At 55.2% G+C, this 26,813-nt stretch carries 25 protein-coding genes, 1 tRNA gene and 2 pseudogenes; 13 read left to right on the top strand and 15 right to left on the bottom strand.

Annotated elements, in window-relative coordinates; all coding sequences use genetic code 11:
• Positions 1-4: 4 nt before the first annotated feature.
• Positions 5-1,405, bottom strand: coding sequence for a diguanylate cyclase (locus ACR0IY_RS05890; protein ID WP_480671238.1), 1,401 nt, complete (start codon positions 1,403-1,405; stop codon positions 5-7).
• Positions 1,406-1,492: 87 nt separating this feature from the next.
• Here ACR0IY_RS05890 and ACR0IY_RS05885 point away from each other — a divergent pair, with 87 nt between their 5' ends.
• From ACR0IY_RS05885 to ACR0IY_RS05865, 5 genes are all read left to right on the top strand, one after another.
• Positions 1,493-1,777 carry a DUF3572 domain-containing protein gene (locus tag ACR0IY_RS05885; protein WP_480671236.1) on the top strand — a complete coding sequence of 95 codons (285 nt, stop codon included), beginning with the start codon at positions 1,493-1,495 and terminating at the stop codon, positions 1,775-1,777.
• Between the two features lie 25 nt (positions 1,778-1,802).
• On the top strand, positions 1,803-2,495 hold the full coding sequence (locus ACR0IY_RS05880; RefSeq protein WP_480671234.1) for an HAD family hydrolase: 693 nt from the start codon (positions 1,803-1,805) through the stop codon (positions 2,493-2,495).
• A gap of 120 nt (positions 2,496-2,615) precedes the next feature.
• Entirely contained in the window at positions 2,616-4,175 is a 1,560-nt protein-coding gene (locus ACR0IY_RS05875; protein ID WP_480671232.1) for a trimethylamine methyltransferase family protein, read from the top strand.
• A 120-nt stretch (positions 4,176-4,295) separates the two neighbouring features.
• A complete protein-coding gene (locus ACR0IY_RS05870; RefSeq protein ID WP_480671230.1) occupies positions 4,296-4,883 on the top strand; it encodes a heme NO-binding domain-containing protein in 588 nt (195 codons plus the stop codon).
• Complete coding sequence (locus ACR0IY_RS05865) at positions 4,880-5,902, top strand: diguanylate cyclase domain-containing protein (protein WP_480671228.1); 1,023 nt, start codon at positions 4,880-4,882, stop codon at positions 5,900-5,902. The genes ACR0IY_RS05870 and ACR0IY_RS05865 overlap by 4 nt, the downstream gene beginning before the upstream one ends.
• A gap of 99 nt (positions 5,903-6,001) precedes the next feature.
• Here the strand turns inward: ACR0IY_RS05865 and ACR0IY_RS05860 are convergent, their stop codons facing one another.
• From ACR0IY_RS05860 to ACR0IY_RS05825, 8 genes are all read right to left on the bottom strand, one after another.
• Positions 6,002-6,694, bottom strand: coding sequence for a sirohydrochlorin chelatase (locus tag ACR0IY_RS05860; protein WP_480671226.1), 693 nt, complete (start codon positions 6,692-6,694; stop codon positions 6,002-6,004).
• A 71-nt stretch (positions 6,695-6,765) separates the two neighbouring features.
• A complete protein-coding gene (locus ACR0IY_RS05855; protein WP_480671224.1) occupies positions 6,766-7,698 on the bottom strand; it encodes an AEC family transporter in 933 nt (310 codons plus the stop codon).
• 62 nt (positions 7,699-7,760) lie between these two features.
• Positions 7,761-8,558 (bottom strand): MBL fold metallo-hydrolase, encoded by a 798-nt coding sequence (locus tag ACR0IY_RS05850; protein WP_480671222.1) that lies wholly within the window; start codon positions 8,556-8,558, stop codon positions 7,761-7,763.
• Positions 8,555-9,361: a TatD family hydrolase gene (locus ACR0IY_RS05845; protein ID WP_480671220.1), complete on the bottom strand. Its 807-nt coding sequence runs from the start codon at positions 9,359-9,361 to the stop codon at positions 8,555-8,557. Before ACR0IY_RS05845 ends, ACR0IY_RS05850 begins: the two co-directional genes overlap by 4 nt.
• Positions 9,358-10,479 carry a DNA polymerase III subunit delta' gene (locus ACR0IY_RS05840; protein ID WP_480671218.1) on the bottom strand — a complete coding sequence of 374 codons (1,122 nt, stop codon included), beginning with the start codon at positions 10,477-10,479 and terminating at the stop codon, positions 9,358-9,360. The genes ACR0IY_RS05845 and ACR0IY_RS05840 overlap by 4 nt, the downstream gene beginning before the upstream one ends.
• A 7-nt stretch (positions 10,480-10,486) precedes the next feature.
• On the bottom strand, positions 10,487-11,113 hold the full coding sequence (tmk, locus tag ACR0IY_RS05835) for a dTMP kinase (RefSeq protein WP_480671217.1): 627 nt from the start codon (positions 11,111-11,113) through the stop codon (positions 10,487-10,489).
• Positions 11,110-12,276 (bottom strand): D-alanyl-D-alanine carboxypeptidase family protein, encoded by a 1,167-nt coding sequence (locus ACR0IY_RS05830; RefSeq protein ID WP_480671215.1) that lies wholly within the window; start codon positions 12,274-12,276, stop codon positions 11,110-11,112. The genes tmk and ACR0IY_RS05830 overlap by 4 nt, the downstream gene beginning before the upstream one ends.
• 16 nt (positions 12,277-12,292) lie before the next feature.
• A complete protein-coding gene (locus ACR0IY_RS05825) occupies positions 12,293-13,477 on the bottom strand; it encodes an SPOR domain-containing protein (protein WP_480671213.1) in 1,185 nt (394 codons plus the stop codon).
• A 201-nt stretch (positions 13,478-13,678) separates the two neighbouring features.
• On the opposite strand from ACR0IY_RS05825, the gene ACR0IY_RS05820 reads away from it, so the two are divergent.
• Positions 13,679-13,768: transfer RNA gene (locus ACR0IY_RS05820), tRNA-Ser, on the top strand.
• A 374-nt stretch (positions 13,769-14,142) separates the two neighbouring features.
• Here ACR0IY_RS05820 and ACR0IY_RS05815 read toward each other — a convergent pair.
• Positions 14,143-14,640 carry a hypothetical protein gene (locus ACR0IY_RS05815; RefSeq protein ID WP_480671211.1) on the bottom strand — a complete coding sequence of 166 codons (498 nt, stop codon included), beginning with the start codon at positions 14,638-14,640 and terminating at the stop codon, positions 14,143-14,145.
• 466 nt (positions 14,641-15,106) lie between these two features.
• Here ACR0IY_RS05815 and ACR0IY_RS05810 point away from each other — a divergent pair.
• From ACR0IY_RS05810 to ACR0IY_RS05800, 3 genes and pseudogenes are all read left to right on the top strand, one after another.
• Positions 15,107-15,304: pseudogene (locus ACR0IY_RS05810) on the top strand (hypothetical protein); the annotation flags it as partial.
• A 110-nt stretch (positions 15,305-15,414) separates the two neighbouring features.
• A complete protein-coding gene (locus tag ACR0IY_RS05805; RefSeq protein WP_480671209.1) occupies positions 15,415-15,792 on the top strand; it encodes a SnoaL-like domain-containing protein in 378 nt (125 codons plus the stop codon).
• A gap of 103 nt (positions 15,793-15,895) precedes the next feature.
• A complete protein-coding gene (locus ACR0IY_RS05800; RefSeq protein WP_480671207.1) occupies positions 15,896-16,726 on the top strand; it encodes a universal stress protein in 831 nt (276 codons plus the stop codon).
• Positions 16,727-16,825: 99 nt separating this feature from the next.
• On the opposite strand, the gene ACR0IY_RS05795 is transcribed toward ACR0IY_RS05800, so the two are convergent.
• The 3 genes from ACR0IY_RS05795 to ACR0IY_RS05785 all read right to left on the bottom strand — a co-directional run bounded on the left by ACR0IY_RS05795 (position 16,826) and on the right by ACR0IY_RS05785 (position 19,009).
• The gene (locus tag ACR0IY_RS05795; protein ID WP_480671205.1) at positions 16,826-17,371 is read right to left on the bottom strand and encodes a flavodoxin domain-containing protein; all 546 of its coding nucleotides are present in this window, start codon (positions 17,369-17,371) and stop codon (positions 16,826-16,828) included.
• 167 nt (positions 17,372-17,538) lie between these two features.
• A complete protein-coding gene (locus ACR0IY_RS05790; protein WP_480671203.1) occupies positions 17,539-18,492 on the bottom strand; it encodes a ferric reductase-like transmembrane domain-containing protein in 954 nt (317 codons plus the stop codon).
• Positions 18,493-18,637: 145 nt separating this feature from the next.
• Positions 18,638-19,009 (bottom strand): ferric reductase-like transmembrane domain-containing protein, encoded by a 372-nt coding sequence (locus tag ACR0IY_RS05785; protein WP_480671201.1) that lies wholly within the window; start codon positions 19,007-19,009, stop codon positions 18,638-18,640.
• A gap of 364 nt (positions 19,010-19,373) precedes the next feature.
• Between ACR0IY_RS05785 and ACR0IY_RS05780 the strand changes: the two genes are divergently transcribed.
• Both ACR0IY_RS05780 and ACR0IY_RS05775 read left to right on the top strand, forming a co-directional pair.
• Positions 19,374-19,793, top strand: coding sequence for an Hsp20/alpha crystallin family protein (locus tag ACR0IY_RS05780; RefSeq protein ID WP_172677933.1), 420 nt, complete (start codon positions 19,374-19,376; stop codon positions 19,791-19,793).
• A gap of 224 nt (positions 19,794-20,017) precedes the next feature.
• Complete coding sequence (locus ACR0IY_RS05775; RefSeq protein WP_480671199.1) at positions 20,018-21,610, top strand: trypsin-like peptidase domain-containing protein; 1,593 nt, start codon at positions 20,018-20,020, stop codon at positions 21,608-21,610.
• Here the strand turns inward: ACR0IY_RS05775 and ACR0IY_RS05770 are convergent, their stop codons facing one another.
• Both ACR0IY_RS05770 and ACR0IY_RS05765 read right to left on the bottom strand, forming a co-directional pair.
• A complete protein-coding gene (locus tag ACR0IY_RS05770; protein ID WP_480671197.1) occupies positions 21,611-23,227 on the bottom strand; it encodes an MFS transporter in 1,617 nt (538 codons plus the stop codon).
• 43 nt (positions 23,228-23,270) lie between these two features.
• A complete protein-coding gene (locus ACR0IY_RS05765; RefSeq protein WP_480671195.1) occupies positions 23,271-24,491 on the bottom strand; it encodes an APC family permease in 1,221 nt (406 codons plus the stop codon).
• Positions 24,492-25,245: 754 nt separating this feature from the next.
• Here ACR0IY_RS05765 and ACR0IY_RS05760 point away from each other — a divergent pair.
• Complete coding sequence (locus ACR0IY_RS05760; RefSeq protein WP_480671193.1) at positions 25,246-25,653, top strand: c-type cytochrome; 408 nt, start codon at positions 25,246-25,248, stop codon at positions 25,651-25,653.
• Positions 25,654-26,026: 373 nt separating this feature from the next.
• A pseudogene (locus ACR0IY_RS05755) lies at positions 26,027-26,728 on the top strand (IS6 family transposase); the annotation flags it as partial.
• Positions 26,729-26,813 lie beyond the last annotated feature (85 nt).

The following is a 26,813-nucleotide window of genomic DNA, read 5'->3' as shown; positions in this document are numbered from 1 at the left end:
TGTTTCAGGCCGCGCTCTGACGCACGCGAACCTGATTGCGCCCTGCTGTTTTTGCGGCGTACAACGCTGTGTCGGCTAACTTGATTAACCCGTCGACCCTGGAAGACAGGTTAAAGGGCGACAAGGTATCGGGCTGAATGGTGATCAACCCGATGCTGATCGTGACCGAAATTGCAGTTGGGGCGTCTGGCAGGTCGAAGGGTTTCTCTCGGATGCAGTGGCATAATCTGCGGGCCAATTCCAGGGCTTCGGCCTGCGTGGTGCCCGAGAGGCCGATCATGAACTCTTCTCCTCCGATGCGGGCGGTAAATCCCGCCGATCCGACGGTTCGTTCCATTCGGGTCGCTGCTTCGGATAGCACTTTATCGCCACTGGCGTGACCGAACTTGTCGTTGATGGCCTTGAAGTGATCCAAATCGGCCAACATTACCGCAAAGCCCTGTGCCGTCTTGGCAGAGTTTTGTGCAATCCGGTCCATCGCGCGCATTGCAAAGCGACGATTGTGTAGTCCCGTCAGAGGGTCGATCCACGAGTCGACCACCCCTCGCCGCAATGAAGCGCGCATATGATCCAGTCGGACCTTTCGGGCGATCTGGCTTTCCAGACGCAACAAGGTCTCCTTGGGGCAGAAACGACCCATACAAACCGCATCGGCCCCTCGGTCGAGCGCTTCTGCGGCCAGTCCGGCATCCTCATTCTGCTGAATACCGATCAGCACGGTGTGGCGCGTGGTCCCGCGTGACTTCAGGTCAGCCAGCAGATTCAGATCTGACGAGTCTGGGCTTATCTCAAAGATGACGGCATCCGGGACTGGCCCGTATAAGATTCCTTGGAGATTGGATGATGTATGCGCGGACAGCGTATGCCGTGTGTGAAGTGACAAGGTTTTTTGCCACAACGCACTGGTGCGCGACGATTGGGCCAGAACGGCCACCCGCGCGTTTGGGGGGTCTGTGATCAGCGTGGCTTCGGGTTCGGCAAACCCAATCGGGTGTGAACTGGTTTCGACCCGCAAGTCCTGCGTCTCGGCCCGTGCACGCAACAGGCTGCGCACCCGGGCCATTAGGAATGTGTCCTTAAATGGATGAGCCAAGACGTCGTCCAACCCGTCTTCCAGCGCCTTTAATCGGGCAGCCTTGTCGTTTTGCGCGGAAATCGCAATCACTGGAACGTCTGCCAGATCAGGAAGTGTCATAATCAGCTTTTTCACATCTGCTGCCGTACCATCCGGTAAGGTCTGAGAGGTCAGCACCAAATCTGGCCTGGCACGCTGCAATAGACCGGCGAGGCCCTGAAGCCTTTCGCCCTGAACGACGTGATACCATGCCGCGGTCAGCTGAACCTTCAGCATGATGCGATTGGTAGAGGTCCCGTCGAGGACAAGGATGGTTCCCTGCACGGACATTTGAATCACCATTGATTGCATGTGTTGCCAAAGTCTTTATGAGTCTGGTTAACAAACCCTTTCCAAGAACTGTTCCTGACCCTGATTATGCCGATCTCTACCCAATCCGCTGAAACGCTGGCGCTTAACGTTTTGGGCTGGCTTGCCGGAAACGACGAACTTTTACCCGTTTTTCTGGGCTCTACCGGGGCATCGGCTCAGGATTTGCGGAACAGGGCGGCTGAGCCGGAGTTTCTGGGTTCGGTGCTGGAGTTTCTTTTGCTTGACGATTCGTGGGTGGTCGCCTTCTGTGATGCGAATTCCGTGCCATATGAACTGCCCGTTCAGGCCCGCGCGATTTTGTCCGGTGGTGCCGACGTCCACTGGACCTGATCTGACAAACCTGCAGGAGCATAAAATGCCTATCGACGCGATCCTGTTCGACAAGGATGGTACCTTGTTTGACTTTGCCAATACCTGGGGTGCATTCGGGCGCAATATGGTGATGCGCCTGGCTGGCGGAGACTACGCGCGTGCGCATGAACTGGGGCGCGTCATTGGCTTTGATCTGGACCAAGTCACCTATGCCGAGGACAGTGTTGTTATTGCTGGAACCGTTGAGGAAATCGCGCAAGTTCTGGACGATCACCTTCCGGATATGTCGCAGAATGAACTGATCGACGTGCTGAACGCTGAATCAGCGGCCGCTCCGCAGGCGCAAGCTGTGCCGTTGGTGCCATTTCTGGATGGATTGCGGCAGGCCGGGTTAAAGTTGGGCGTGGCGACAAATGATGGTGAAATGCCCGCTAATAAACATCTCGCCTCGGTGGGAATCCGCGATCATTTCGACTTTGTCGCAGGCTATGACAGCGGACACGGCTTCAAGCCAGGCCCGGGCCAGTTGCTTGCATTTGCGGCACATGTCGGTGTGCCGCCAGAACAAGTGGCGATGGTCGGTGACAGCTTGCACGATCTGCAAGCCGGGCGTGCGGCAGGGATGACCACGATTGCCGTATTGACCGGGCCGGCCCCGGCCGAGGCCCTTGCGCCTTTTGCAGATGTTGTATTACCGGATATCGGCCATATCCCGGACTGGTTGGCGAAGGCCTGACCTAAAAGGCACCGATTTCGGCGGTTCGGAATAAAAAACCGACATAGACTGTCGCAGACAGAGCGGCCAGACACCTCGCTTCGGGGCTTGCATGAGGAAAGGCAAGCTCCGGAGGATCAAATGGCAGAGACTAAAACGCGCAGGCGTCGTGGGGGTGGACGTGCAGGTGCAGCCGAGCGACGGGGCAGTGCAGTCATCGACCAAATGCCCTGGGACCCTCCGGTCAACATCGATCATCCGACCGAACCGCTGGATCAGGCCGGCATCGAGGCAATCCACGAGGGGGCCATGCGTATCCTCGAAGAGATCGGGATCGAGTTCTACAACGAAGAAGCCAAAGGCATTCTACGCGAGGCAGGTTGCACGGTAGAGGGTGACAATGTTCGCATGGGCCGGGACTTTGTCATGGAGATGGTTGGCAAAGCACCGTCAAAGTTCACGCTTACCCCACGCAACACAGACCGTACGATCGAGATCGGCGGAAAGAACATGGTGTTCGGCAATGTGTCGTCTCCGCCGAATTACTGGGACATGGAAATAGGTACCAAGGTTCCCGGAAATCGTGAGATGTGCCGGAACCTGTTGAAACTCACCCAATATTTCAACTGTATCCACTTTGCCGGAGGTTATCCGGTCGAGCCGGTCGATATCCATGCCAGCATTCGGCATCTGGACGTGCTTTATGACAAGTTGACCCTAACCGACAAGGCGATGCACGCCTATTGCCTTGGCAAGGAAAGGGTCGAAGACGTCATGGAGATGGTCCGCATTGCCGGCGGCCTGACCCATGAGGAATTCGAGGCGACGCCTCGGATGTATTCCAACATCAATTCGACCTCGCCGCTGAAACATGACCACCCGATGATCGACGGCTGTTTACGGTTGGCACGGCGCGGACAGGCGATCGTGGTGACGCCATTCACGCTGGCCGGTGCAATGGCACCGGTGACAATGGCCGGTGCGGTGGCGCAATCGTTGGCCGAAGCGCTTTGTGCGATTGCGTTGTTTCAATATGTGCGCCCAGGGATACCCTGCGTGATCGGGACGTTTACATCAAACGTGGACATGAAATCTGGTGCTCCGGCGTTTGGGACGCCCGAATATATGCGCTCGACCCAGATGACCGGGCAGATGGCGCGGTTCTACGGGTTGCCGATGCGGTCGTCAGGGGTTTGCGCTGCCAATGTTCCGGATGGGCAGTCAGTGTGGGAGACATCGAACTCTCTGTGGGCATCCGTTCAGTCGGGTACGAACATGGTCTATCACGCCGCCGGATGGCTTGAAGGTGGGCTGATCGCAAGCCCCGAAAAATTCATCATGGATTGCGAAATCCTACAGCAGATTCAGCGCTATATGCAGCCTGAGATAACGGAAACTGGGCCTGATGAAATCGCGCTGGATGCAATCCGTTCGGTAGGAAACGAGGGCCATTTCTTTGGCATTCAGCACACACAGGATCGCTATACGACCGCGTTCTATCAACCTTTTCTGAGCGATTGGAAAAACTTCGAAGGTTGGAGCGTGGCAGGCGGTATCTGGACGGCGGAACGCGCCCATCACATGTTCAAAGAGGTCATCACCAGCTTTGAACCTCCGGCGATGGATGATGGGGTTCGCGACGAGCTTGCCGACTTTGTGGCTCGCCGCAAATCTGAGGGCGGGGCTCCTACGGATTTCTAATTTATTCGCAAGGGGTTCCACCGCGCGCCTTTCCTGTATTGTTCGCGTATTTCGGAGTTTTTGGGAGTTTGTTAAGGATTTTCAGTCCAGATTGAGGATGAAATCAATCTGGGGCATTTCATGCATGGTCTGATCAATCGGGCGGTACAGTCGTTTGTATGTGCGACCTACGGACAATCCTGCTGGCTGCGCGTAACCGAAGTGGCCGATCTGGGCTTTGTCGAGTTCGAGGCCATGCTTGTCTATGATGATGATATGACCAACCGGGTTCTGGACGCCCTGTGCACCCAGTTGAACCGGCCTCACGCTGAAATTCTTGAGGATTTGGGGACCTATCTGGTCTCGCACCCCAAAATGGAGGATTTGCGCCGACTGTTGCGGTTTGGCGGCGCCACCTATGTAGAATTTCTGCACTCTTTGGACGACTTGTCCGACCGGGTCCGGTTGGCAGTATCTGACCTTGATCTTCCAACGCTGGAACTGCGAGAGTCATCGCCCACGGAGTATCAGCTAATCTGTCATCCGGGGCTGCCCGGCTTTTCAAGCGTCATGGTCGGAGTTCTGCGCGCAATGGCTGACGATTACGGTGCCCTGGCGATGTTGTCGCATGACGGGGATGAGGGCCAGGCGGAAGTCATTTCGATTGTCCTTGTCGAAAGCGCATTTTCAGAGGGACGGCATTTTGATCTGGGGGCGCGCAAGTCATGATGGGAACCAGTGAATTAGGGGCTCTGCTGGAAACGCTTTGTCCGATGTTCGTTCTGGTGGATGCAGATGGGCGGATCGTACGGGTTGGTCCAACATTGCAGAAACTGCGCCCTGATCAGCCAATGGCAGGAAAAGCGTTTCTCGACGTATTTGAACTGGTGCGCCCGCGCGCTGTGAAGACTATATCGGGAATCTTACCCCTGGCCGGAGCAAAACTGCATCTGAAACTCCTTGATACGCCGCGCACAGCACTCAAAGGATTGATCGCGCCTCTGCCGAAAGGAAAGGGTGCGGTTATCAACCTGTCTTTCGGGATTTCCATTCTGGATGCTGTGCGCGATTACGCACTGACTAGCGCTGATTTCTCGGGCACCGATCTGGCGATTGAACTGCTGTATCTGGTCGAAGCCAAATCCGCCGCGATGGAGGCCTCAAGATCATTGAACCTACGCCTTCAGGGGGCAATGTTGGCAGCGGAAGAGCAAGCCTTTACCGATATGCTGACCGGATTAAAGAACCGCCGGGCTATGGAAGTTGTTCTAGGGCACTTGATATCCGGTAATTCGCAGTTTGCGCTTATGCATCTGGATTTGGACTTCTTCAAATCCGTCAACGATCGGTACGGGCATGCGGCGGGCGATTACGTATTGCAACAAGCAGCCCGGATAATGATCGAGGAAACCCGCAGTGACGACACAGTGATTCGCATAGGCGGTGATGAGTTCGTTATTATTTTCAAAAACCTTTCAGATGAAGACACTCTATCATCAACCGCGGCGCGCCTGATCAACAGGTTACAGGAGCCGATGGTATTTGAAGGCAACAATTGTCAGATTTCGGCAAGCATCGGAACAGCGTTGTCGTCGCAATTTTCGTCACCAAAAGCAGCCGAGGTTCTGCATGCCGCGGATCAGGCATTATATGAGGCTAAGAGGAAGGGCAGATCCCGTCATCGCCTCTATTCAGCTCTTGTGAGCCTGCCGCAAGGACGTACAGCATCTGGTGCAGCGCCGAATTGACGGTAAAGCGGGTTAGGTGATGGTATGATCGGATTGTTGAGTAGTTGACAAAGTGAGCCTATGACGTGGTTTCGCCAGCGCGTCGCACCTTTGATTAGTTTATTCGAACACCTGTGTCAGCGTGGTCGCGATGTGGCGCTTTATCCGTGGAAGCTCACCAACCACAGGCATGACCTGACCTGTGAAGGCAGCCTTTTCCAACTCTTGCGGAACATCATCAAGAACATGTCCACCGGTACAGGCAAAGTAAGGCAGACAAAGAGCCTGATCTGACGCACCCATCGCGGCATCAGCTATGGAAGGAAGTTCTTCGACAAATCCCAGTCGAACCGATTTAAAAGTTATGCGCTGTTCCAATTCTACCGAGAAATTTCGGGCAACCGAAGACGGATTGCGGCTGCGGCCAGACCCATGAGCCGCCAAAATCAAATCCGTGTCATGTGATTTCCAATCGTCTTTGTTCAACTTATCCCGCAACGCTTCGGCGACCAGAGCGGGTAGTTCGGGATCAACACCCAGCGGGTTGAGAATGCGTATGTCTCGACCGGCAAGACGCTTGGGCAGGGCGCTTGTGACAAACCAGCCCTTGGCCATGAAAAGTGGGTAAATCACTGCATCATCGGGCATTTTCGAAACGCAGTTTTCGAACGCTCCGGGGGCGGCCAAAGTTGCGGAACGAACTTCAACACCAGAGCAAAATGCACTCACCTCGGCTGAGAAGGCGGCCAGTGCATGCTCAGCCGGGTCTGGATCTGACGGCTGGCCATGTGCAACGATGAGAGCATGGGGCATGTGAGTGGTCCTGTGTGATATTCCGATAGGTGTCGCGCGGTGCTTTAATGTCAATCCCTACCGCGCACGCGTCAGCCTAGTAGGGTCAACCAGAACCAGACAGTCAGGATCGATGCCGCCGTCCCGATTAAAACCGAAGAGGCAGCGACCCGTTTGGCCCGACCATACATATTGGCGAATATATAGGCGTTGAAACCGGGTGCCATGGCCGCGTTCAGAACACCTGAACGAAACAGGTCTGTCGGCAATCCGGCCGAGGTGCCGAACAGCCACATGAGGCCAGGGTGCAGCATCAGTGAGATGGTGCAAACGTAAGCAATCGTGCGCAGGTCACCCTCGGGTCTGTATTTGACCAGCACTCCGCCCAACGCAAACAGGCCGCCGGGTAGGGCAGCGCCGGTAACCAGTCCCAGCGCTTCGTCCACAATTGCGGGCATTGCGATACCCGACAGATTGACAACGAATCCCAGAGCGATGCCAAGGATCAACGCATTGCGGAACATGGCGACCAGTACCGATCTGACCATGCGCTTTCTGCCATGACCTCGGTTCCGGATAACTTCCATGACTGTTATGCCAACGGCGTAGCAAAACGGAGAGTGAAAGGCGATGATCGCATAGTTGCCGGTGAGGTTTTCGGGGCCATATGCGCGTTCGGTTATCGGCAAGCCCAGCAGAACCGAGTTGGAAAAGAGGCAACAGAACCCGATGGCAACGCAATCTTCCCAGTCGCGGCGAAAGATCAGGCGCGCACCGAATAGACCGGCTGTAAAGCACAGCGCTGCGGCTGAATAGAAGCTCGCCAGCAGACGGAGGTCGAAGCTGGCGCTCAAATCGAGATGTGAGATCGCCAGAAACAGCAGGCAAGGGATCGCAAAACCCTGGGTGAACTTCATCAACCCGTCGATGTGGATTTCCTTGAAATACCCCAACCGCGTCGAGGCGTAGCCTGCTCCGATCACAAGGAAAACTGGGAGAATGACGTTGATCAGGCTTTGAAGCACTATACCGCCCCGTTGGTCTTGCCTACGCAGGCGGTGATATCGCGCTCAGAACAAGCAGCGCCTTATAGGGCCTGATGAATCACCATGCCATCAAACGCTGGTGTGATATGGTCGGCGGTCTCAGCCTCCACTGTCACATAATCCAGGTCGATGTGCATGTTGGTCAGAACTGCGCGTTTAGGTTGCAACTGCTCGATCCAGCCCAGGGTCTTTTCCAGGTGGGCATGGGTCGGATGTGGTGAGCGGCGCAATGCGTCGATGATCAGGCAATCCGCACCTTCCATCATGGCCCAGGCATCGTCATAGATTTCGGCGACATCCGGCAAGTAGACCAGATTGCCAATCTTGAATCCCAACGAGTCGATTGAACCGTGATTGACCTTGAACGGATGGAATGGGATCGGGCCGCCGGGGCCGTTGACTTCAAACGGCCCATCTATGGTCTTCAGGTCCAGGATCGGTGGATAGGGTGAACCTTCGGGCTGGATGAAGGCATATCCGAACCGACCCAGCAGTGCGTTCTGTGTATCGCCGTCGGCCCAAACAGGGATCCGTTCGCGCATATTGAACACGATCATGCGCAAGTCGTCGATGCCATGGACGTGGTCTGCGTGCGAATGGGTATAGACCACTCCATCCAGCCGCCCGGTCCCGCTATCCAGCAGCTGGCTGCGCATGTCAGGTGTCGTGTCGATCAGAACCGAAGTTGTGCCGTCCGGCCCGTCGCGCTCTACCAGCATTGAACAGCGGCGTCGGGTATTTTTCGGGTTTTGCGGATCGCAATCCCCCCAATGTCCGCCCAAACGGGGCACGCCACCGGAGGAGCCGCAGCCAAGGATCGTACAGCGCAATTCCGTCATGCAGCGGCCTTATAAGTTGCGGCTTTGCTGAACAGCCGGTCAAAGTTGGTCTGCGTTTGCGCGGCGAATTCAGCGTAATCCATCCCGAACACTTCAGCTCCTTTGCGGGCAGTGTGGGCGGTATATGCAGGCTCGTTGCGCTTGCCGCGATAGGGCGGCGGGGCTAGGTAGGGGGCGTCGGTTTCGACAAGAATTCGGTCAACCGGGGCGCTGGCAAAGATGTCGCGCAATTCCTGGCTTTTGGGGAAGGCAGCGATGCCAGACATGGATAGATAGAACCCCAGATTAAGAGCGGCCTTAGCCAATTCTGCCGAAGACGAGAAACAGTGCATCACGCAGCTAAACGGCGCGTTGCGGTGCTCTTCCGCCAGAATGCGGGCCATGTCGTCATCTGCGGCGCGCGCGTGTATGATGAGGGGTAGTCCGGTGCGCTGTGCGGCTTCGATATGCACACGCAGGGATTGCTTTTGCACCTCGGCGCTCTCGGCGGTGTAATGATAATCCAACCCGGTTTCACCGATGCCGACAAACTTAGGGTGACGGGACAAGGCGACTAAATCATCGACTGTTGCCATCGGCTCATCCGCGGCACTCATGGGATGGGTTCCGGCGGCATAGAAGACGGGCGCGTGGGCTTCGGCAATGGCGCGGACGTTGGGTTCGTTGCGCAGGCGCGTGCAGATCGTGACCATGCGGGTCACGCCCGCCTCGGCGGCATTGGCTATGATCTGGTCCAGCTGCCAATCGAAATCGGGGAAGTCCAGATGGCAATGACTATCGGTAATCTGGGGGGTATCGCTCATCTGCTCTGACCGGCGGTTTCCTGTATCTTGAACACCGTATCTAGGACCAGAGCGGCGGGGTCAAGGTTCACCGCCTGCCCGTGACGCGCGCGGACCGTGATGGTTGCAGCAACCTCAGCCCAGCGGCGCGCCTGTTGCGGAGAGGCTGACAGCCGGGTCAGAATCTCGGCCTCGTTTGGTGCGGCTTCAGGTGCGGGAGGCGCACCCGTTGCACCGGTCAGGGCGAGGCGGGATAGGGCAACATCGATCAGTGTCAGCAACAGCTCGAACCGCTCGGCAGCACCACGCTGTGCAGCGGCCTCGGCCAAAGCCAGCGCGCGTTGACGGTCCATTCTGGGAAGGGTGCCGAGGATGGCGATCAATTCGGCATAAATCTCAAGCCCACCCAAATTGATAAGGCGCACCGCATCTCCGACTGATCCGGCTGCCAACGCGGCCAAATGGTCCGTTTGTCCGAGCAGTTCCGCTCCGGTCTGTATCAGCGCCGTCTGCATATCCTCGGCTCCCAAGGGCGATAGGCGCAGGGTCCGGCAACGGGATCGGATGGTTGGCAGCAGCCGAGAAGGTTGATGAGATACCAGCAGCAAAGTGGTTCGCGCCGGGGGTTCCTCAAGCATCTTCAGCAGCGCATTTGCCGCGCTGACATTCATCTCGTCCGCCGAGTCCACTATGACGACCCGCCGTCCGCCATCGGCGGAAGACAGGCCAAAAAACTTGCCGAGCTTGCGAATGTCATCCACCACGATTTCATTCCGCAGCCGCCCTTGGTCGTTCACAGATCGGGTAATCGCAGCTAGGCCCGGTTCGGCGCCGGCCAGAACGCGGTGGGCGACGGGATGATCCGCGTCAATTTCCAGCGTATCGGGTGGCGGAGGTGCCCCGAATAAACCACCGTCATCCGCAGGTGGAGTTGCCAGCAGAAACCGTGCGATCCGCCAAGCCAGCGTGGCCTTACCCACCCCACGCGGGCCGGTCAAAAGCCAGCCATGGTGAAGGCGGTCCAAGTTATAGGCATCTAGAAATGCCTGTTCAGCGGCGCTTTGCCCGAACAGCTGTTGGGTTTCGCGCGGGTGAGGGGCACCGGGGGCCTGATCCGGGGTCGGGGTATCGTCGCTCATCACTCATCTATCGCAAGGTTTGCAGGACGATTTCTGTCACATCCCGGGCAACACTGTCCATGTCCCGGTCACCATTGATAACGCGAAACCGGTCGGAAAACTCATCTGCAAGCTCAAGAAAGCCATCGCGCATTTTTTGTTGCAGGTCGATGCCAAAATCCTCGAACCGTTCCTCGGTGCCCTGACGACCCTTGGCACGGGACAGCCCGATTTGCGGGTCCATATCGATCAGCAGGGTCAGGTCGGGTTCACGCCCGATCATTAGGTTATGCAATTGATCGACCACTCCGCGCAGATCGCCGCGCGACAGGCCCTGATACATGCGGGTGCTGTCGGCAAACCGGTCGCAGATCACCACTTTGCCTTCGGCCAATGCCGGTTCGATGGTGCGTTCCAGATGATCGCGGCGGGCTGCGGTGAATAACAGCAGTTCCGTTTCGGCCGACCAGCGGTCGGGATCGCCCTCAAGAACCAACCTGCGGATTTCTTCGGCCCCGGCAGAGCCGCCGGGTTCGCGTGTCAGAACGACCTCGTGACCAAGGTCGCGCAAACGCTCGGCCAGCATGCGCGCTTGCGAGGATTTACCTGATCCGTCAATGCCTTCGAAGGTCAGAAACAACCCGGATTCCGTCACAATGCGTCCAGTGGGTTGCCGATGACTTCGGTCAGTATAATGCCGCCCACTGTCATCATACGTACGACAAAGCCGCCGGTCGGGACGCTTTCCGAAGCAACCAGCGGACGCCGGATTTCTGGTAAGCCCTCGGGTTTGATGACCAGCTCGGCCAATTGCTGGCCTTTTTCAACCGGAGCGTCGACAGGGCCATCATAGACCACTTCGGCCTCGATATTCTTGTCGCCCAATACCGGGAACAACAGCGACAGGTCCTCTTCGGGGACTAGACCTACGGTCTTTTGTGCACCCATCCAGATTTTGGCTTCGGCTATTGGCGTGTCTGCGTTGGCAACTGTCCTCTCGACAAAATTTCGAAACGACCAGTTAACCACGGCCTCAGCCTCCTCTGCCCGTTTGCCGGTGCTGTCGAGGCCGGTAAGCACAAAGATAACGCGACGGTCGCCTTGCTTGGCCGACCCTACAAGGCCATACCCGGCCTCTTGCGTGTGGCCGGTTTTCAGGCCGTCGGCACCGATCCCAAGTTTCAGCAACGGATTGCGATTGCGCTTGTTTGACGGTGCACGGCCGTCAAATTCGAACTCTTCCTCGGCAAATAGGGGGTAGTATTCCGGGAAATCCGTAATCAGCCGATTGGCCAGAACGGCAAGGTCATGGACCGACATCATATGACCAGCTGCGGGCCAGCCATTGGAATTGGCAAAGTTCGAGTTGTCCATACCCATCTGTTTGGCGCGCTGGGTCATGTAGCGGGCAAACCCGGCCTCGGTCCCATCGGGGCTAAGCGCCTCGGCCAGAACCACGCAGGCATCATTGCCGGACAGGACAATGATGCCGCGCAAAAGGTCTTCGACCCGCACACGGTCCTGGGTATTCAGAAACATGGTCGAGCCGCCGTAGCTCATGGCATGTTCAGAAACAGGTAGTGTTTCATCCAATGTAAGGCGGCCATCGCGCAGCGCTTCGAACGCAACGTAGAGCGTCATCAGCTTGGACATGGACGCAGGCGGCAGGGGTTGATCAGCCTCTTTTGACAGAAGCACCGTACCCGTGGTCTGATCTATGACATACGCTGCACGGGCGGTTGTATCAAAGGCATGGGCGGGCAGGGCAAACAGCGCCAGCCCGAGGGTCAAAACAGATGATCGCAGTGAGGACAGCACGGGGGCCTCCTTTGTTTCAGTTCTTGACTGTAAATGCGTCGGTAAAACCAAGGTCTTTAACGTCGCTCTGCATTGCATTTCGTTCGGAGCGGGTCGCAGCGGGGCCAACCAGAACACGCCAGACGGTGTTTTCACCTGATTTCAACTCGCGTATGTCGGCGGTCAGCCCGTTCCGTTCAATTTTTGAGACCGCACTTTTGGCGTTGGCTTCCACATTGAAGGTTCCGACCTGAATATAGGGCTTGGTCAAAGATCGCGAGGTTGATTTTTCAGGAGTCTCAGGTGCGCTGACAGGCGTGGGGTCAGCGGATTCAATAGCTGCGGCGGCACCGGCGATGGGATCAAGCGGCGTTTCTGTGATTTCGTTTTTATCCTTCTTTTGCCACCACTTGCGTTTGGCCGGTTTTTCCTCGGGGGGTGTGACTGTCGGATCGGACAGCGTCGCGGTTGGCGCGGCCTGAGGCGCAGCTTCAACGGCTTGCTCTGCCGCTTCGGTGGTTGCCTCGGCGGCCTCGTCAGTTGCGGCGGCTGTCGCCGCAGCGGCTGCACCCGCTGCTGCCGCGGGTTCTTTCTTTTGCCACCACTTCCGCTTTGCAGGCTTTTCGGTCTCGGTTGCCGCTGTTTCCGTTGAATCGTCCTGCGGCTTGGTCTCTTGCGCGGCGGGTGTCTTGTCGTCTTTCGCCGTTTCCGTCGCGGGAGTCTCTTCGGGCTCGGCCTTCGGTTCTTCTACCGGTTTGCGCCGCAATGCGATGACTTGAACCTTGGTCGGGGCACCTGCCAGAATGCCAAGCTCCTGTGCCGCTTCAGACGAGAGCTGCAACGCTGGTCCCGGCAGGTTTTTCTCGCGACGGAACAAGGCGCCAGTAATGGTTTTGTTATTGCCCGGATTCTTGATCACCACGCGTTCAGGCTGGGTGACATCGGGATGTGCGACCCAGATACCGCCCAAAGAGGGACGACCGTCCCAAAGACCGGCCTCTGTCACCTCAAAAACTTCGGGCGCTTCAACCGCGTCTCGTTTGTTTGTCGGAACATTGGGGAACAGTTCAGTCGGGCCATCATTCTGAGCAGAGTTATCTGTGGCCTCTTCAGAGGCTCCGTCCGGTGACAACGCCTCTTCGCACCCGGCCATTAAGGTTAGCGTCAAAGCCAGCACCGCCAATGATCGCGGCTTTACGCGGGTCTCAGTCGCTCGCATCATTTTGTCATCCCTTGCCTGTAGAGGCGTATTTTCCGCCCCGCCGCCGATCACCGGTTCTGTATTGCCGGACTTTCACGGTCTTTCCTGTAAAAGCATAACGCGGGCGGGGGGGCATGGAAAGACCGCTGCGCGTGCTTCGGCAAGTTTTCCCTATTTGGCTCTTGCCACCGTTTAAAGTTCACCGTAGACCCCCCTTTACGCGGGGAGGTGGCAGAGTGGTCGAATGCGGCGGTCTTGAAAACCGTTGAACGTGAGAGCGTTCCCAGGGTTCGAATCCCTGTCTCCCCGCCACTCATACTTGTCTCACTTCAGTTGTGTTTTCTGGCCCAGAATTGTGTCGCAATTACCGCTCGTTGGCGCATGCGCTGTCGATCGGAGACGGAGCAAACCGCACGCTCTGAGTAGAATACAATCCCCAGTCTCAGTGCCGCATTTTGGCGGGGTCGCTTTGGATTGGATTTCCCTGATAAGCGGCAATTTACAGGGAATTTCTGCAAAACAGGTCTGAGTTCCGTCATTTCACCTGTCGGAACTGTATGTTTTTCAGAGGCTTATGTTGCAAATTCCCTAAAAGGTGGAACAGGGAATTGTCTTGTGGGAACAGGGAATTGATTAATCGGATCAGGGAGGGCGACCCTGTATCAGAGACGCAGGATCTGGAGCTATCAGAAGCCGAACAGGCGTTCCTGTTCGGACCATTCAAGTGGGTGGGTCACGCTGACCAGACGCTTGAGTGTGAGTTCGGGCGGCTGGGTGCCGTCGAGAATCGCTGCCTGAATCTTCGGTGAGAGAAAGGCGAGCTGGGCGCGGGTGCGGATGAAAGCGCCAGGGACGTTTTCGCGGCGCGCAATTTCCATCAGTTGAACTCCGGCCTTCAGATCACGGGCCCAGCCACGGGCGCCGATCAGCATGGACCGGAGGTGGGGATCAGGATGGGGTGCCATGTCTCCAGCGATGACCTTGGCCTCAACGCCGCGGCGGCGCAGATCGAAAGATGCGGTGACGTGGGTGAGATTCGGGTGCAGATGGTCCGCAGCAATGCTAAGTGCGCTTGCCAGAGTTTTGGGGTTAAATTCGAGGTCGATCTGTCCTCGTGCAATTTTGCCTTTGGCCAGAAGAGCAGCGCCGACCTGACCGGCTTGGCGTTGAAACCGGGTTACCAAATCCGCAACCGAAGTCTGAACCGCCTCCGCTGACCCGGCCTCCGGCTGCGCCAGAGCTCAATGCGTGATTGCGGCGTCTTGCGGATGTCTGACGATGACATCAATGACTGCGTTTTCCAGCGCCGGGCCGGGCAGTCGCCAGCCGGAGGTATCCTTGCCGCCCGAAATTAGTCGATTGGAGACATAATAGCGCAACCGTCGGCCTTTGCGCGTGGTGTGGGTTTCCGCCCCGCGTGTTGAAGTGACATGTCTGCTTAGTGCTGAGACAAGTCCTCAGCAACCATTGAACCAACGACCAATTTGTCCCGCAACTCTGACAGAGACACGATTTTGCTGAACGTCCGGTTCTGGTGACAGCAGTCATCGCTCAGCATCGCCCCGATTTCGTCGGCTCGAACGTCTGCTTCCTGCCGAAAATGGACATTCAAGAAAACTATCTGTAGTTCCGCAATGCGGACAAAACAGCCGTTCGCGACATACGATGCAGCGGTTAAGGTGGATGCGAAGTTTGCAGAAGCTCGCCGCCGTTCACTCCTCCGTCTCCAATCACTTCAACCAGGGGCGATCTCTTCCCAGTCGAGACACTTTCAAGTTGACTCGCAATGCCACCCTCGCCGAGTGGCGCGATCTTGGTGCGGCACAGAGGGCAGCTACACTGGCTTAACTGGGACTGGTTCGAATCGGCCGCACAGCATCCATCAATATGCTTTTTGATCCTTGTCAAATTTTTGTGGGCAAGAAGTGGTACACTCAATGGTAACTCAGGGGGGATTCATGGAAGAGTTAATTGAAATCGGTAGATCCTTCGTCCAGACCATGCGTGAGCGCAGGGGCCTTGCAAGTGTTGATGAAATGTATGCCGAAAACGCACAGTCGATAGAAGCAGTCGTGCCTCCGGTTCGACAATTCCGAGTTTCAAAGGGGCGAGAAGCCATCAAGGGAAAGAGAGAGGATTGGTTGGCGTCGCATGAAATCCAAGAACTCGATGTGGATGGCCCCTATGTCCACCCACCCAACCGCTTTGGAGTGCGCTTCAGAGCTGAAGTGATTCAGAAGGCCACGGGTGAGCGTATGACCCTGCGCGAGATCGCAGTGTATTCGGTGGCGGACGGCAAGATTGTGCTGGAAGAGTTCTTCATGCTGCCGAAGTAAGAAAAGCGACCAACAACATTGTCTCTTCGTTGGTTTAATCCGTTAGCACAGCTCTTGAGCGAATTGAAATTCCGGACGGAGGTCGGGAATGCAACACAGATCAGTGGCGTATTACGTAGGAATCGATACTGACGACGCTTCGATTTTGGAATGCGCTGAAACTTCCCGTAACCAGAACAGTCACTTGAATTGCGTGTTGATCGCGGACTTACCCAGCCTGCCTTACCTAAAGTATGGATCAAACAGGTTTGTTGAGGCGGGTCTTCCTTCAAACTGGTTGGATGTTCTTGACGGAAAAAATGCCGCCTTGAAGTCCCGCGCCACAGAAGTTGAAGCGCTTCTGGTCGGGCAGGGAGTATCTGCAAATGTAATTACTTTTATGGGGTCTGGAACAGAGCTACAGCATCTTGTGGCTGGTCAAGCCAATAGCACTGATATCGCCTTTCTAGACGCTGAGTTGCGAAAAGACCCCGATTTGTTTCAGAAGATCGCGTACGGAGTATTGTTCCATTCACCGGTCGCCCTGATGATAAATGGAGATCCGTTTGCCCAACGCGACTGCATTTTCATGGCATGGAATGATAGCCTGCCTGCGTCTAGGGCTGCGCATTTAGCTTTACCCATTCTTCTGGCGGCCAACGAAGTCGTGATTGGGTGTTTTGATTTGCCGTCGCCTGATGACGTAGAAGGCCAAGTGCCCGGAACTGACCTAGCTGGATGGCTCAGCCATCACGGTTGCACCGTGACCGTGTCGCAGTTTCCGTGCGGCGGGAATTCAATTGAACACTGCATTCAGGAACGCGCACGAGAACTGGGGGCCGACCTCGTTGTTATGGGCGCTTACGGGCATTCCCATTTGCGTCAGTCGGTATTTGGGGGAACGACGCAAGCAATGTTGGAGCAGACAAGGTTGCCAGTGCTGTTCGGACACTGATGAAGAGAACCGGCGACAGTGATTTGTTGGGATAGGTAGCACTATACGTTCATCGGTTAATACGGGAGCAGCCAGTTGTTAATGGGTGCTCGCTTGAGGTTAAAGCTGATTTGCCGGACCGGTTCCGCCAAGAAAATCTATCATAATTGACGTCAGTTCATCCCAGTTAGTGAACTCCTGCGCCCCATCTCGTGGATCGATTTTTCGACCGAGCAAGACAACGTGCTCAAGGATCTCCCTCTCAAAATATCCGTAGTTTTCCGGCCTCACCGCGCCTGCGACCAACGCCGTCGCATTTGGTTCAAAACCTGTTCGCATTAGCATTTCGTTGAGATAGTCGCGTGCTTCTTCTCGACCTGACGCGAAAGCAGCTTTTAGACCGATGGAAAGCACGAGAGACTTTCGTTTCCTTAGGGCATCTCTATTTGAAGCGACAAAAGCCTCGAATGACTCGGGATGCCTACGCTCGTGGACAGGGGCCAGAAGAACAACCCTGACCACATCGTCAAATGATACGTGGCTGGACATTTCATCGGTATTGATCAGCTTTGCGTTAAAACCGGCATTCTTCGCGACACTGCTGATGAAGCGCGCAATCTTTGCTGTCTGGCCTTCTACTGTAGCGAAGGCGATGAGTACGGTCATTCCGACCCTCCCATAAATCGGTCTGAATAGATTGCTGATTATGAATAAGTGGCTTGCGTTGCCCTTGATCTCCATCAAAGTCGTTACTTGGGAGCGTATCGGGAGAGTTGTGGTACGCTATTGCCGTCCACGCAGAGCATATATTTTTAGGAAGTTCGCGACGACCTTCATCTCAATGCAAATCGGCCTTTTTGGCGGACAATTTTTGAAACTGGCCATGGCCAAATGGCTTGTTTCGCTACCTTAAAGAAAAGGCCAAGACAGCGACGAGGATTATAGAACTGATGCACTACACCGTGACCTTTACTTGTTGGCGTGCGGGCAGGTTTCTGAGCAATATGATCATAGTCAAACCTTTCAGACAAAATCCGGTGTGACGCGGTGCCCTGAGCGATCAGATGATCTTCGACGGCGTCCATCATGGCAGGGGCCACAGAGAACAAAAAGCCAGCTCTCAAATTGCTTAGAAGATAAATTGCAGCCCAACGGGGGACCGTCGGCCTAACCTGTTTCGCCGCGCCAATCCTTTGGCGGTTCGGATAGAAAAAATACGGTTTTTTTTGGGACAACTCTCGGGGATAATCAATCTGCTTCTCCACCCGGTTGCCATAGATAAGCTTGAGATCGCGCTGTGTTCCGCTCAACCTTACTTGACGCATAATGCTCAATATCGGCTCGATACCCACACCACCTGCGATCAGAACGATGCATTTCTCAGGGCGGTGGCTGATCGACAGATTTCCGTGTGGGGCATCCAAATAGACCGCGGTTTGCGGAGCGATCTGTCCGAGACCGCATATGAAATCCCCAAGCTCCTTTATCACAAATGAAATTTCGGGGCCTTCGGCTGGTGCCGAACTAATCGAGAATGGGTTCTCGTGCAGCGAGAAAGCACTGTGGTCGACGTTTAGCCAGGCAAACTGCCCTGCTTCGAAGGTTAGACCATTGTGACCATGGGGCTTGAGGCGCAACTCCCATTGTTTCGGTGTTAGTCGAGACACAGACGTGACGCGCCACGGCCTTTTCCTGTGACACAAAGGGCGAACGAGATAGACATAAAGCAAAGTTCCAACTGCAACACTGGTCAGGGCAAGCCAGAGACACGTCAAGCGGATGCCCACCGTAGCGCCCAGCATAGACCGAGTGGTGCAACAGCAGGCACGCAATCACCAAGGCTCCCAGCCCGTGTAAGAGGCGCCATGTCTCGTACTTGTAATCAAGGGATTTACGCGCAATTGCCGAGGCGACCAGAGTGAACAAAAAAAATTAAGCGCCGATGCCCGATACCAGCGCTGAACAGTCGGTCGAAATCGTAATTTGGTTTGTTTCATCCCACAGTCGGCGTCCGCCAGAAGGCGTACCCTGATACAGAAGCGTGTGTATCAGCGCAAAGCCGAGTGCTGTACGCGTCATCAACTGATGCACCAGCATGGTCACATCCATACCTAAGCCGGAGGAGATGAACCTGAACCGCCCAGACAGCAGGAACTCGACTAAGATTATTGAAACCGCAAACATTCCAAGCCCGGATGCGAGCTCTTGATGAAACGATCGCGGTGGCCATCCCAGAGACCAAGAACAACCCAACGGAGCCAAGATCAGCAAAACGTAAATCAGCGCCAGATAAGGCCATTTCATACGGTTTTGCTCCACTGTGCTAAAGGTAGGCAACTCGGGCTCATTCAGAATAAACGCTAAGCTGACCTGGGGCTCCGATCATTAGTACTGAGATTGGTCTGAATTTCAGCACGACGTTGTAAGTTTGTTGGGCGACGGTTCCCGTTTCCATTCGTGCAGCCAGTGCGTGCGATCTGGCCAAAGTTGAGGCTGCATGCTTGCGCAAGATCAAGGTCTTTGACCGCGTTTTCTGTCATAATGTTGCGCGCGCGAAATCAGACCAAAGGAGGAGGCTCAAAAAATGCTAGAAGACAAAAAGTCCCCGCAACTTTTCACTGGAACGCATCCGCTCTCCGACAACTTTCGGCGTGAAATGGAAACGTTGATGTCGCGTTTTTTGGGGGGAGGATCACCCTTCCTACCGATGGAAACGGCTGCGCAACGCACGGGTTTTCCGTCTCTCGATATGACGGGGGCGATTTCACCGGCAATCGATGTCCAAGAAACGGATTCTGCGATTGTCCTGACGGCTGAATTGCCAGGGCTGGAAGAGGATGACGTGGAAATTGAAATCAAGGATCGCAGGCTAATCCTGCGCGGTCAGAAGAAGATTGCGCATGATGAAACGGGCGACCTGCGTGTCAGCGAAAGAAGCTATGGCAGCTTTTCCAGAGCCATGTCGCTGCCAGACACTGTGGAAATCGACAAGATTTCAGCAACATTCGACAAAGGCGTTCTGCATATCGAAATGCCGAAGACTGAGCCTCAGGATCCAAGCCGTAAGATCAAGGTTTCGTCGAAATAGACGGTCTGTTGGCTCGATACGGGGCTTGAAAATGCCAAAGTAGAGGGCCGATCATGGATCGGCCTTCTTTGAGTTGCGGCCTGATAGATGTTTTTTGGTTGAATCCGGGCAGACATCGCAAGTGTTTATATAAATGCGCTTTTTTTTGTACATTCGCACCAGGCCATGGGTTTGGTGTTGCAGCGTGTTAGAATGCCCTCACGCGTTTGGAAAAGGGGGTCATAATGCGAAATCCAGAAGCGAGTAGCATTACATCCTCCCGGAATGGTGGTGAAGGTGAGGTGCGGGCATTTCTGGAGAGCCTGACAGGTCCATCGCGCGGAAACGTGAACTGGCTTGTCGATAAAACCCTAACTGTTTCAGTTGACGATGAAAGGGTGCTAAGCCTTCGTCCTAGGGATGACCTGCCTCCCCATGATAACGATGTAGCCACCCTACAATGGGCTGACGAAGGTTACACGGTAACTGCGTCAGCAGGGCGCAATGTATGGGTAAACGGGCAAAATGCTTCATCGGTGTCTCTGAGGCACGGCGACATGATCGAGTTCGGCGAAAAGGGCCCTATGTCTCGATACAGGTTGTGCGATCACTCATTTCCCGCACACCACACAGTCGAAGATATTCTCAGTGACGCATATGCTTACACCCGAACGAGCCGTCGACCCTTCGCCAAAAAGATGTCTGGTGCCCTGCGCGATAGTGGGCGGCGGCTTGCGTCTCAGACCACGATACTTTTCAGGATCACAGTATTTGCAACGCTTCTTTTGATCGCGGGGTTTGGTTACCTACTTTACCAAAACGACCGGCGCTTGGCGGATAGTATCGAACAGGAGTCCCGCAAGATCGAAGCGGTTGCGGTTATGCTCGCTCAAACGCGAGAAGACGCACTTACGCCTGATGATTTGGCTTCGTTGCGTGACGCCTTTGAGAACCAGGTCTTGTCGACCGAACAACGTCTTGGAACTTTGGAACAACGGGCGGGGGCACCCACGCGGGTGATAGCTGCCTCCACTCGATCTGTCGCTTTCCTTCAGGGGGCTTACGGGCTGCGCCACGTAGAAAGCGGGAAGATTTTGCGGCACGTTTTGGGACCGAACGGGGAAAACCTGAAAACCCCGTTTGGCCAGCCTTGGATCGAACCGGACGGAACCGGCGAACCCGCAGAATTTCAGTTCACCGGAACCGGGTTTTTGATTGCTGGGGCACCGTTGATGGCCACCAACCGCCATGTCGCTTTGCCCTGGACCTCGGGGAAACGAGAAAAAGCGCTGAACGACGCGGGTCTCAAGCCTGAAATGTTGAGGCTGCTGGCCTATTTGCCTGATCAGACGGAACCAATAGAGGCGCGTTTGGTCCGGTTCAGCGAAGCGGCAGACTTGGCGATTTTGGCAGTAGAGCCAAGCCTCGTTCAGGACCTCGGAATTCCGTTGGCGGATGCCACGTCGCGCGTAGGTGAAGAGCTTTATCTGTTGGGGTATCCAACGGGTTTGAAAGCATTGATCGCGCAGGCTGGTCCGGGCTTTCTAGAGGAACTGGAAGCTGAAGGAACGTTGAACTTTTGGTCGATTGCGTCCCGGCTTTCCGTTCAAAGCAAGATTCACCCGCTAGCAAGCCGGGGGATCGTTGCGCGGACAAGTGAGAGCGCCATCGTTTATGACGCTGAGACCACGACCGGTGGGAGCGGGGGGCCAGTATTGAATCGGAGGGGTGAGGTCGTTGCCATCAATGCTGCGATCCTGCCCGAGTTTGGTGGTTCAAACATCGGCGTTCCGGTCTCGCAGCTCAGAGCTCTGCTGGGAGAAATGGAAAGCCAGTGATCATTCGCTCGTTCGGAAGCGCGAGTTTTGAACGAAGAACACTGTAGCGAGTGGAACGATCACTGAGATCAGGGCCACGGAGATCAGCAGGTATCCAAGTTGACTGTAGTCCGCAGTCGACGTGACCTCACCGGTCTCTGGGTTGGTGACAGCGCGTGTGACGACGTATGTCTGGTTGAGGTACTTGGTGCTGAGGCTGCTGGCCGACAATGCCATGTTTGTGAACGATGCCATCACCGCAAAAAAGGTCGCTTTCAACTGAACTGGGGCATTGCGTGCGATCCAAGCCAACATCGGGACCATGGCAATCTGCCCAAGCGGCGATTCAACAGCTGTATCAAGAATGGCAATGAACCTTGCGTCGACAACTCCGCCGGTATGCGCCGCCGTCCATTCATGCACACCGTAGTAGAGGGCAAGGTTGGGCAGTGCGAGAACGCCCGTGGCGATCGTTAGCAATACCACCACATGCGCAATAGAGCGATTGACCATAAACGGCCGAAGAACGATTAACCCCAGCAACGCCAGCAGCGAAGTTAACAGAGCCAGAATTGCCAGGAACTGTTCATCGAACTCCAGTTCATCGATTTCAAACCAAGTCAGGCCTGGTCCCGGCAGAGGAACGGCACGAAATACAAAAATGATTGTCGCTGTCCCGATCAAGGCTTTGGCTTGGGCTGGTTCCAGCTCTTTGAGCAGGCGTGACATGAGGTACAGGATTACTGTCAGGGAAACCGCAAAAACTGTTTCCTGCGCAAATTCGAAATCAGCGGTTCCCAGCACGATGCTGAGCACCACGAATGCGACGCCGCCGAGCAATATGGACCATTTGACTTCGGTGACTGCGTCCGGTGTGTGGGGGGGGTGGCCCCGCTGGACACGTTGACGCTGGATCAAGCTGTGAAGAACGACTCCACTAACGGACAACACCGGGATGGCCAGTGCTATCAAGTACACTTGGCCATAGAGCGCGAGGCGTTCGGATTTTTGCAGATCTTCGGCTCCAGAGAAAATCCAGATGTTCAAAGCCGCAACCGCCGCAAACCCGGAAATGATCGCGACTCTTCCCAAGGTTTGCATTGTTGTGTGCTGTGCACGGGTTTCTTCGGGTGTAAACGGGCGGCCGTGTTGATCGACCTTTGGAACCGCCTCGACCGTCATGGCGTCGGCAACTACGTCTTGAATGGCATAGCCCGAAGGCGCCAACAGCAGAGCGACGACATACCAGTCTTCCAGTGGCATAATGGACGCCATTTGCACGGGAGCGGTCACAAGCCCATACATTGTGAGCAAAGACAATGTGATCAGGGATGCGCCAAACAGGATCAGCAGGGACTTCCAGCGCCAGAACAGGTCCACGACATGACCAAGCGGCATTTTTAGGATCCAAGGGATACCGGCCCAAAATGCCAGTCCTGCAACGAAAGAGGCGGATAAATCGAGGTAATCTTTCAGGAAAAAAGCGCCGACGACCGAGGTCAGGCCGGACACGCCGGCCGCAAAATAGACCATCAATGGCGGCAGATAGGACCAATGCAGCTGCTGAACCAGATCCACAAACGTTCTATGCCACCAGGCCGAGAGTTTTGATCCTATGGAAGTTTGGTCAGTCGTCATATGCCGTGGTAGCTCGTGGAAGCCTTTGGGTCGTTTTGTCTAGTTAGAGAAATCCAGATCCGAAAAGCAATGCACTGGTGATCACCCCAAGGATCGGTACCACAATAGGAACGCGGAAGTGCTTGGCGGCCTCGTCCGGCTGCATCTTCAGCAGGATCAGCGAAATGTTGACAAGCACAAAGACGCCCAAAACGATCTGGGATGTGCGCTCTGCCAGAGTACCAATCGGTATAGTTTGAGTCAGCAGTACGATGATCGCCACGACCAGCAAAGTAGCAACTACTGGTGTCTGCGTTGCTTTAGGGACTATCGCCAGAACCTTCGGCAAATGGTCACGGTCAGCTAGTCCGTAGATCACCCGCGAGGCCATAATCATCTGGATCAGTACTCCATTGACCGTCGCCACAATCGCGACCGCGGAAAAGCCCTGTTTAATCACCTCAGGGGCGTTTGAAAACACAAGCGCGAGGGGTGCTGCGGACGTCGAAAGAACATCGATCGGAACAACAAATAGAACCGTCATTGAGGTTCCTAGATACAACATGGTCGCCAGAACGAGCGTTAGCAAAATCGCTTTTGGAATGGTGCGCACAGGGTCTTTAACCTCTTCCGCGACATTGGCCATGTCCTCGAAGCCAACAAATGCAAAGAAGGCGAGAAGTGATGCAGCGAAAATGCCTTTCCACGCGTCGAGTTCAAGCTGGGGAAGCATCGAACTGATCCCGTACCCCTGCGGATCTTGGATCGACATGCCCCAGCCAATCACAAAGAGAAGACCTGCGATCTCGATGATAGTGATGACAGCCGCAACAAAGACCGACTCAGTGATCCCCCAAAGCGCGATTAGACCCATGATCAAAACAACACTGATAGTCAAAATAGGGATCGCAAAACCAGTCAAAGCGTGAAGGTATGATGCTGCGCCAATTGCAACGGCAGAAGCGGAGATAACGCCCGAGGCAGCCACCGCAAGCCCAACGAAAACCGCCATCCAGTTTTTCCGAAATCCCGCCTCAACATAGGCTGCTTCACCTGCGCTGACAGGAAATCGAGTTGCGAGTTCTGCATACGAAAGCGCGGTGAGTGATACGACGAGCGCAGCTACAACGAACGACAACGCCGCAAACGGTCCGGCAATGTCTGCTGTTGCACCGACTAAAACGTATATGCCCGCTCCGACCGTTACCCCAAGGCCATAAAGCGCGAGCAACGGGGTAGTAAGGGCCCGTCTGAGTTTCTGTTCGTTTGGATCAACAGAGTTCATAAGTGATTTCCGCCAACTGCCCATTCCGAACGTCGTCAGTGGCGTCCTTCTCTTTTTTCTAGATTGGCGCAGCGGCTAAATCCTTTGGTCTAAGCTGCACCGAATGCCTTGTGTCTCAACGTCTGGGCGCATTGGGCGCCAATCAACTAACTGGGGGCTCGCCATCACTCCTGCCGAGCCCCCGTGAGTGGAACTTCCACGCCTTCAAAATTCCGTTCACCTTTGTGTTTACTTGGGGACAGGACGGTGAACGTAGAATATGTTGAAACATTCGAATTTCACTATGTTATTTATGTTGGTGCTTTGATCCATGTCAATCAACTCGCGGCGTCGGGTCTGCGAGGCTGTACGCAACCCAACTGTCGTTTGTCGTCGGACTTAAAGGCAAAGCAAACATGTTCGACGGTTTCAGAATTAGGGTGGAAAGCAATTCGCGGCGCTTTGGAACCTGTTACCAGTCTTGGGCTCGGATGGATGCGCTCAGATGGTTGCATCGCGTGCCTTATCACCTCTGGCGAATTCTCAGGCATATGAACATATTGGAAGGAGCACCGTCTGCGCGCAAGGGTGGTGAGGTCAACGATGAGGTGGCGTAGTTGTAGGCCGGCCGGAATAAATTAGGCGCGTACACCAACGCTATTCGACTGAAACGCCAATCTTCGTACAGGAGCGTCCGAAATGAGCAAGGTCAAAGTGCTTTCTTAAGGATGCCTTATAATAGATCTTCTTCCGGGGCTGCAAATTGGAGGAGCATATGCAGATTTTTCGCGGGATTTTACTGGCACTATTCGTCACGGGATCCGCTCTGGCTCAGGACGTCAGCGTCGATGAGGGAAGTGATTTGTATCGGACGTATTGTTGGCAGTGTCACGGTTTCGAAGCGACCGGAGACGGACCAATGGCGGAGATGCTTGCTATTCGAACACCCGACCTTACCAAATTGGCAGGCGAAAACGACGGTGTGTTTCCGATAATTCGCATAGCTGAGCAGATTGATGGTCGTTCACAATTGCTCGCCCATGGGGGCGAAATGCCAATCTTTGGCGCGGTGTTTGAGACAGACCAACAAATCGCAGTGGCTCTACCTAATGGGCAACCGATGATGGTAGGCCTGCCGTTGGCAAATTTGCTCGCCTTTCTTGAATCGATCCAGTCTGAATAGTCACTGACCAATCTGCTAGTCCGTGTCAGCCGTGCGTCTGATTGACATGAGAGTCAGTGGCGGCCCTAACACCTCGAAGACCACAGTACTGGCTAGAGTAAAGGCCATGATCGACGCGGCCCAATGCGGAAATTGTTCTCCAGCTACAAGGGCCATACCTACCGCGACACCAGCCTGTGGCAACAAAGCGGGACCGTACCAGCGGGTCTGACGGCGAGGCAGGCCGCCCAGTTTTGCTCCGCAGTAACCTCCGACAAGGCGGGCCACGGCACGCAAGAATAGGAAAAGAGCACCAGCCCAACCCATCAAACCGAAGGGCACTGTCAGACAAAACCAGCTTGAGGTGGGCACGGCGTCGATCTAGCGCCCGGACATGAAAAAGAAATCCCCGTTTCGATACTTCAAGACCAGCCCGGAGTTCATCCGCCTGTCTGTGATGTTGTATGTTCGGTTCCCGCTATCGCTTCGAAATGTGGAAGATTTGCTGCACGAACGCGGAGTTGATGTGAGCCATGAAGCCGTTCGATACAGGTGGCATCGGTTCGGCCCGATGTTCGCATCCGAAGTAAGAAAGCGACGCATCGCGGGCATGAAGTCTAGCCATGGGCGTTGGCACCTGGATGAGGTTTTTGTGAGGATCAACGGTGAACGGCACTATCTCTGGCGTGCCGTTGACCACGAAGGCGAGGTGTTCGAAAGCTATGTCACGAAGGCGCGGGACAAGAAGGCTGCGCTGAAATTCCTAAGAAAAGCAATGCGCAAGCATGGGCGACCGGAAATAATCGTGACGGACATGTTGAGGTCGTACGGGGCTGCGATGAAAGAAATCGGCGCTGCCCATCGCCAGGAAACAGGCCGCTGGCTGAACAACCGCGCAGATAATTCACACTTGCCTTTCCGACGACGAGAACGGGCCATGCTCCGTTTTAGGCCCATGCGAAGTTTATAGAAATTCGCCGCAGTCCACGCCTCGATCTACAACCTTTTCAATTCGGAACGCAGCCTCTCCTCCAGATCCAACTTCAAGATGAACCGTGCTGCTGCTCTCTCTGAGTGGCGTGGTCTCTGCGAGGCAAAAGGGGCAGCCATCCTGTCCTTGTGGAGACTGGTTAGAATTCGTCTGGCAGCACCACTTCAGCCATTATATGGACCGACCAGCG

This window comes from Ruegeria sp. BC1 (assembly GCF_056539305.1).
This window is presented reverse-complemented; position numbering and strand designations above follow the sequence as displayed.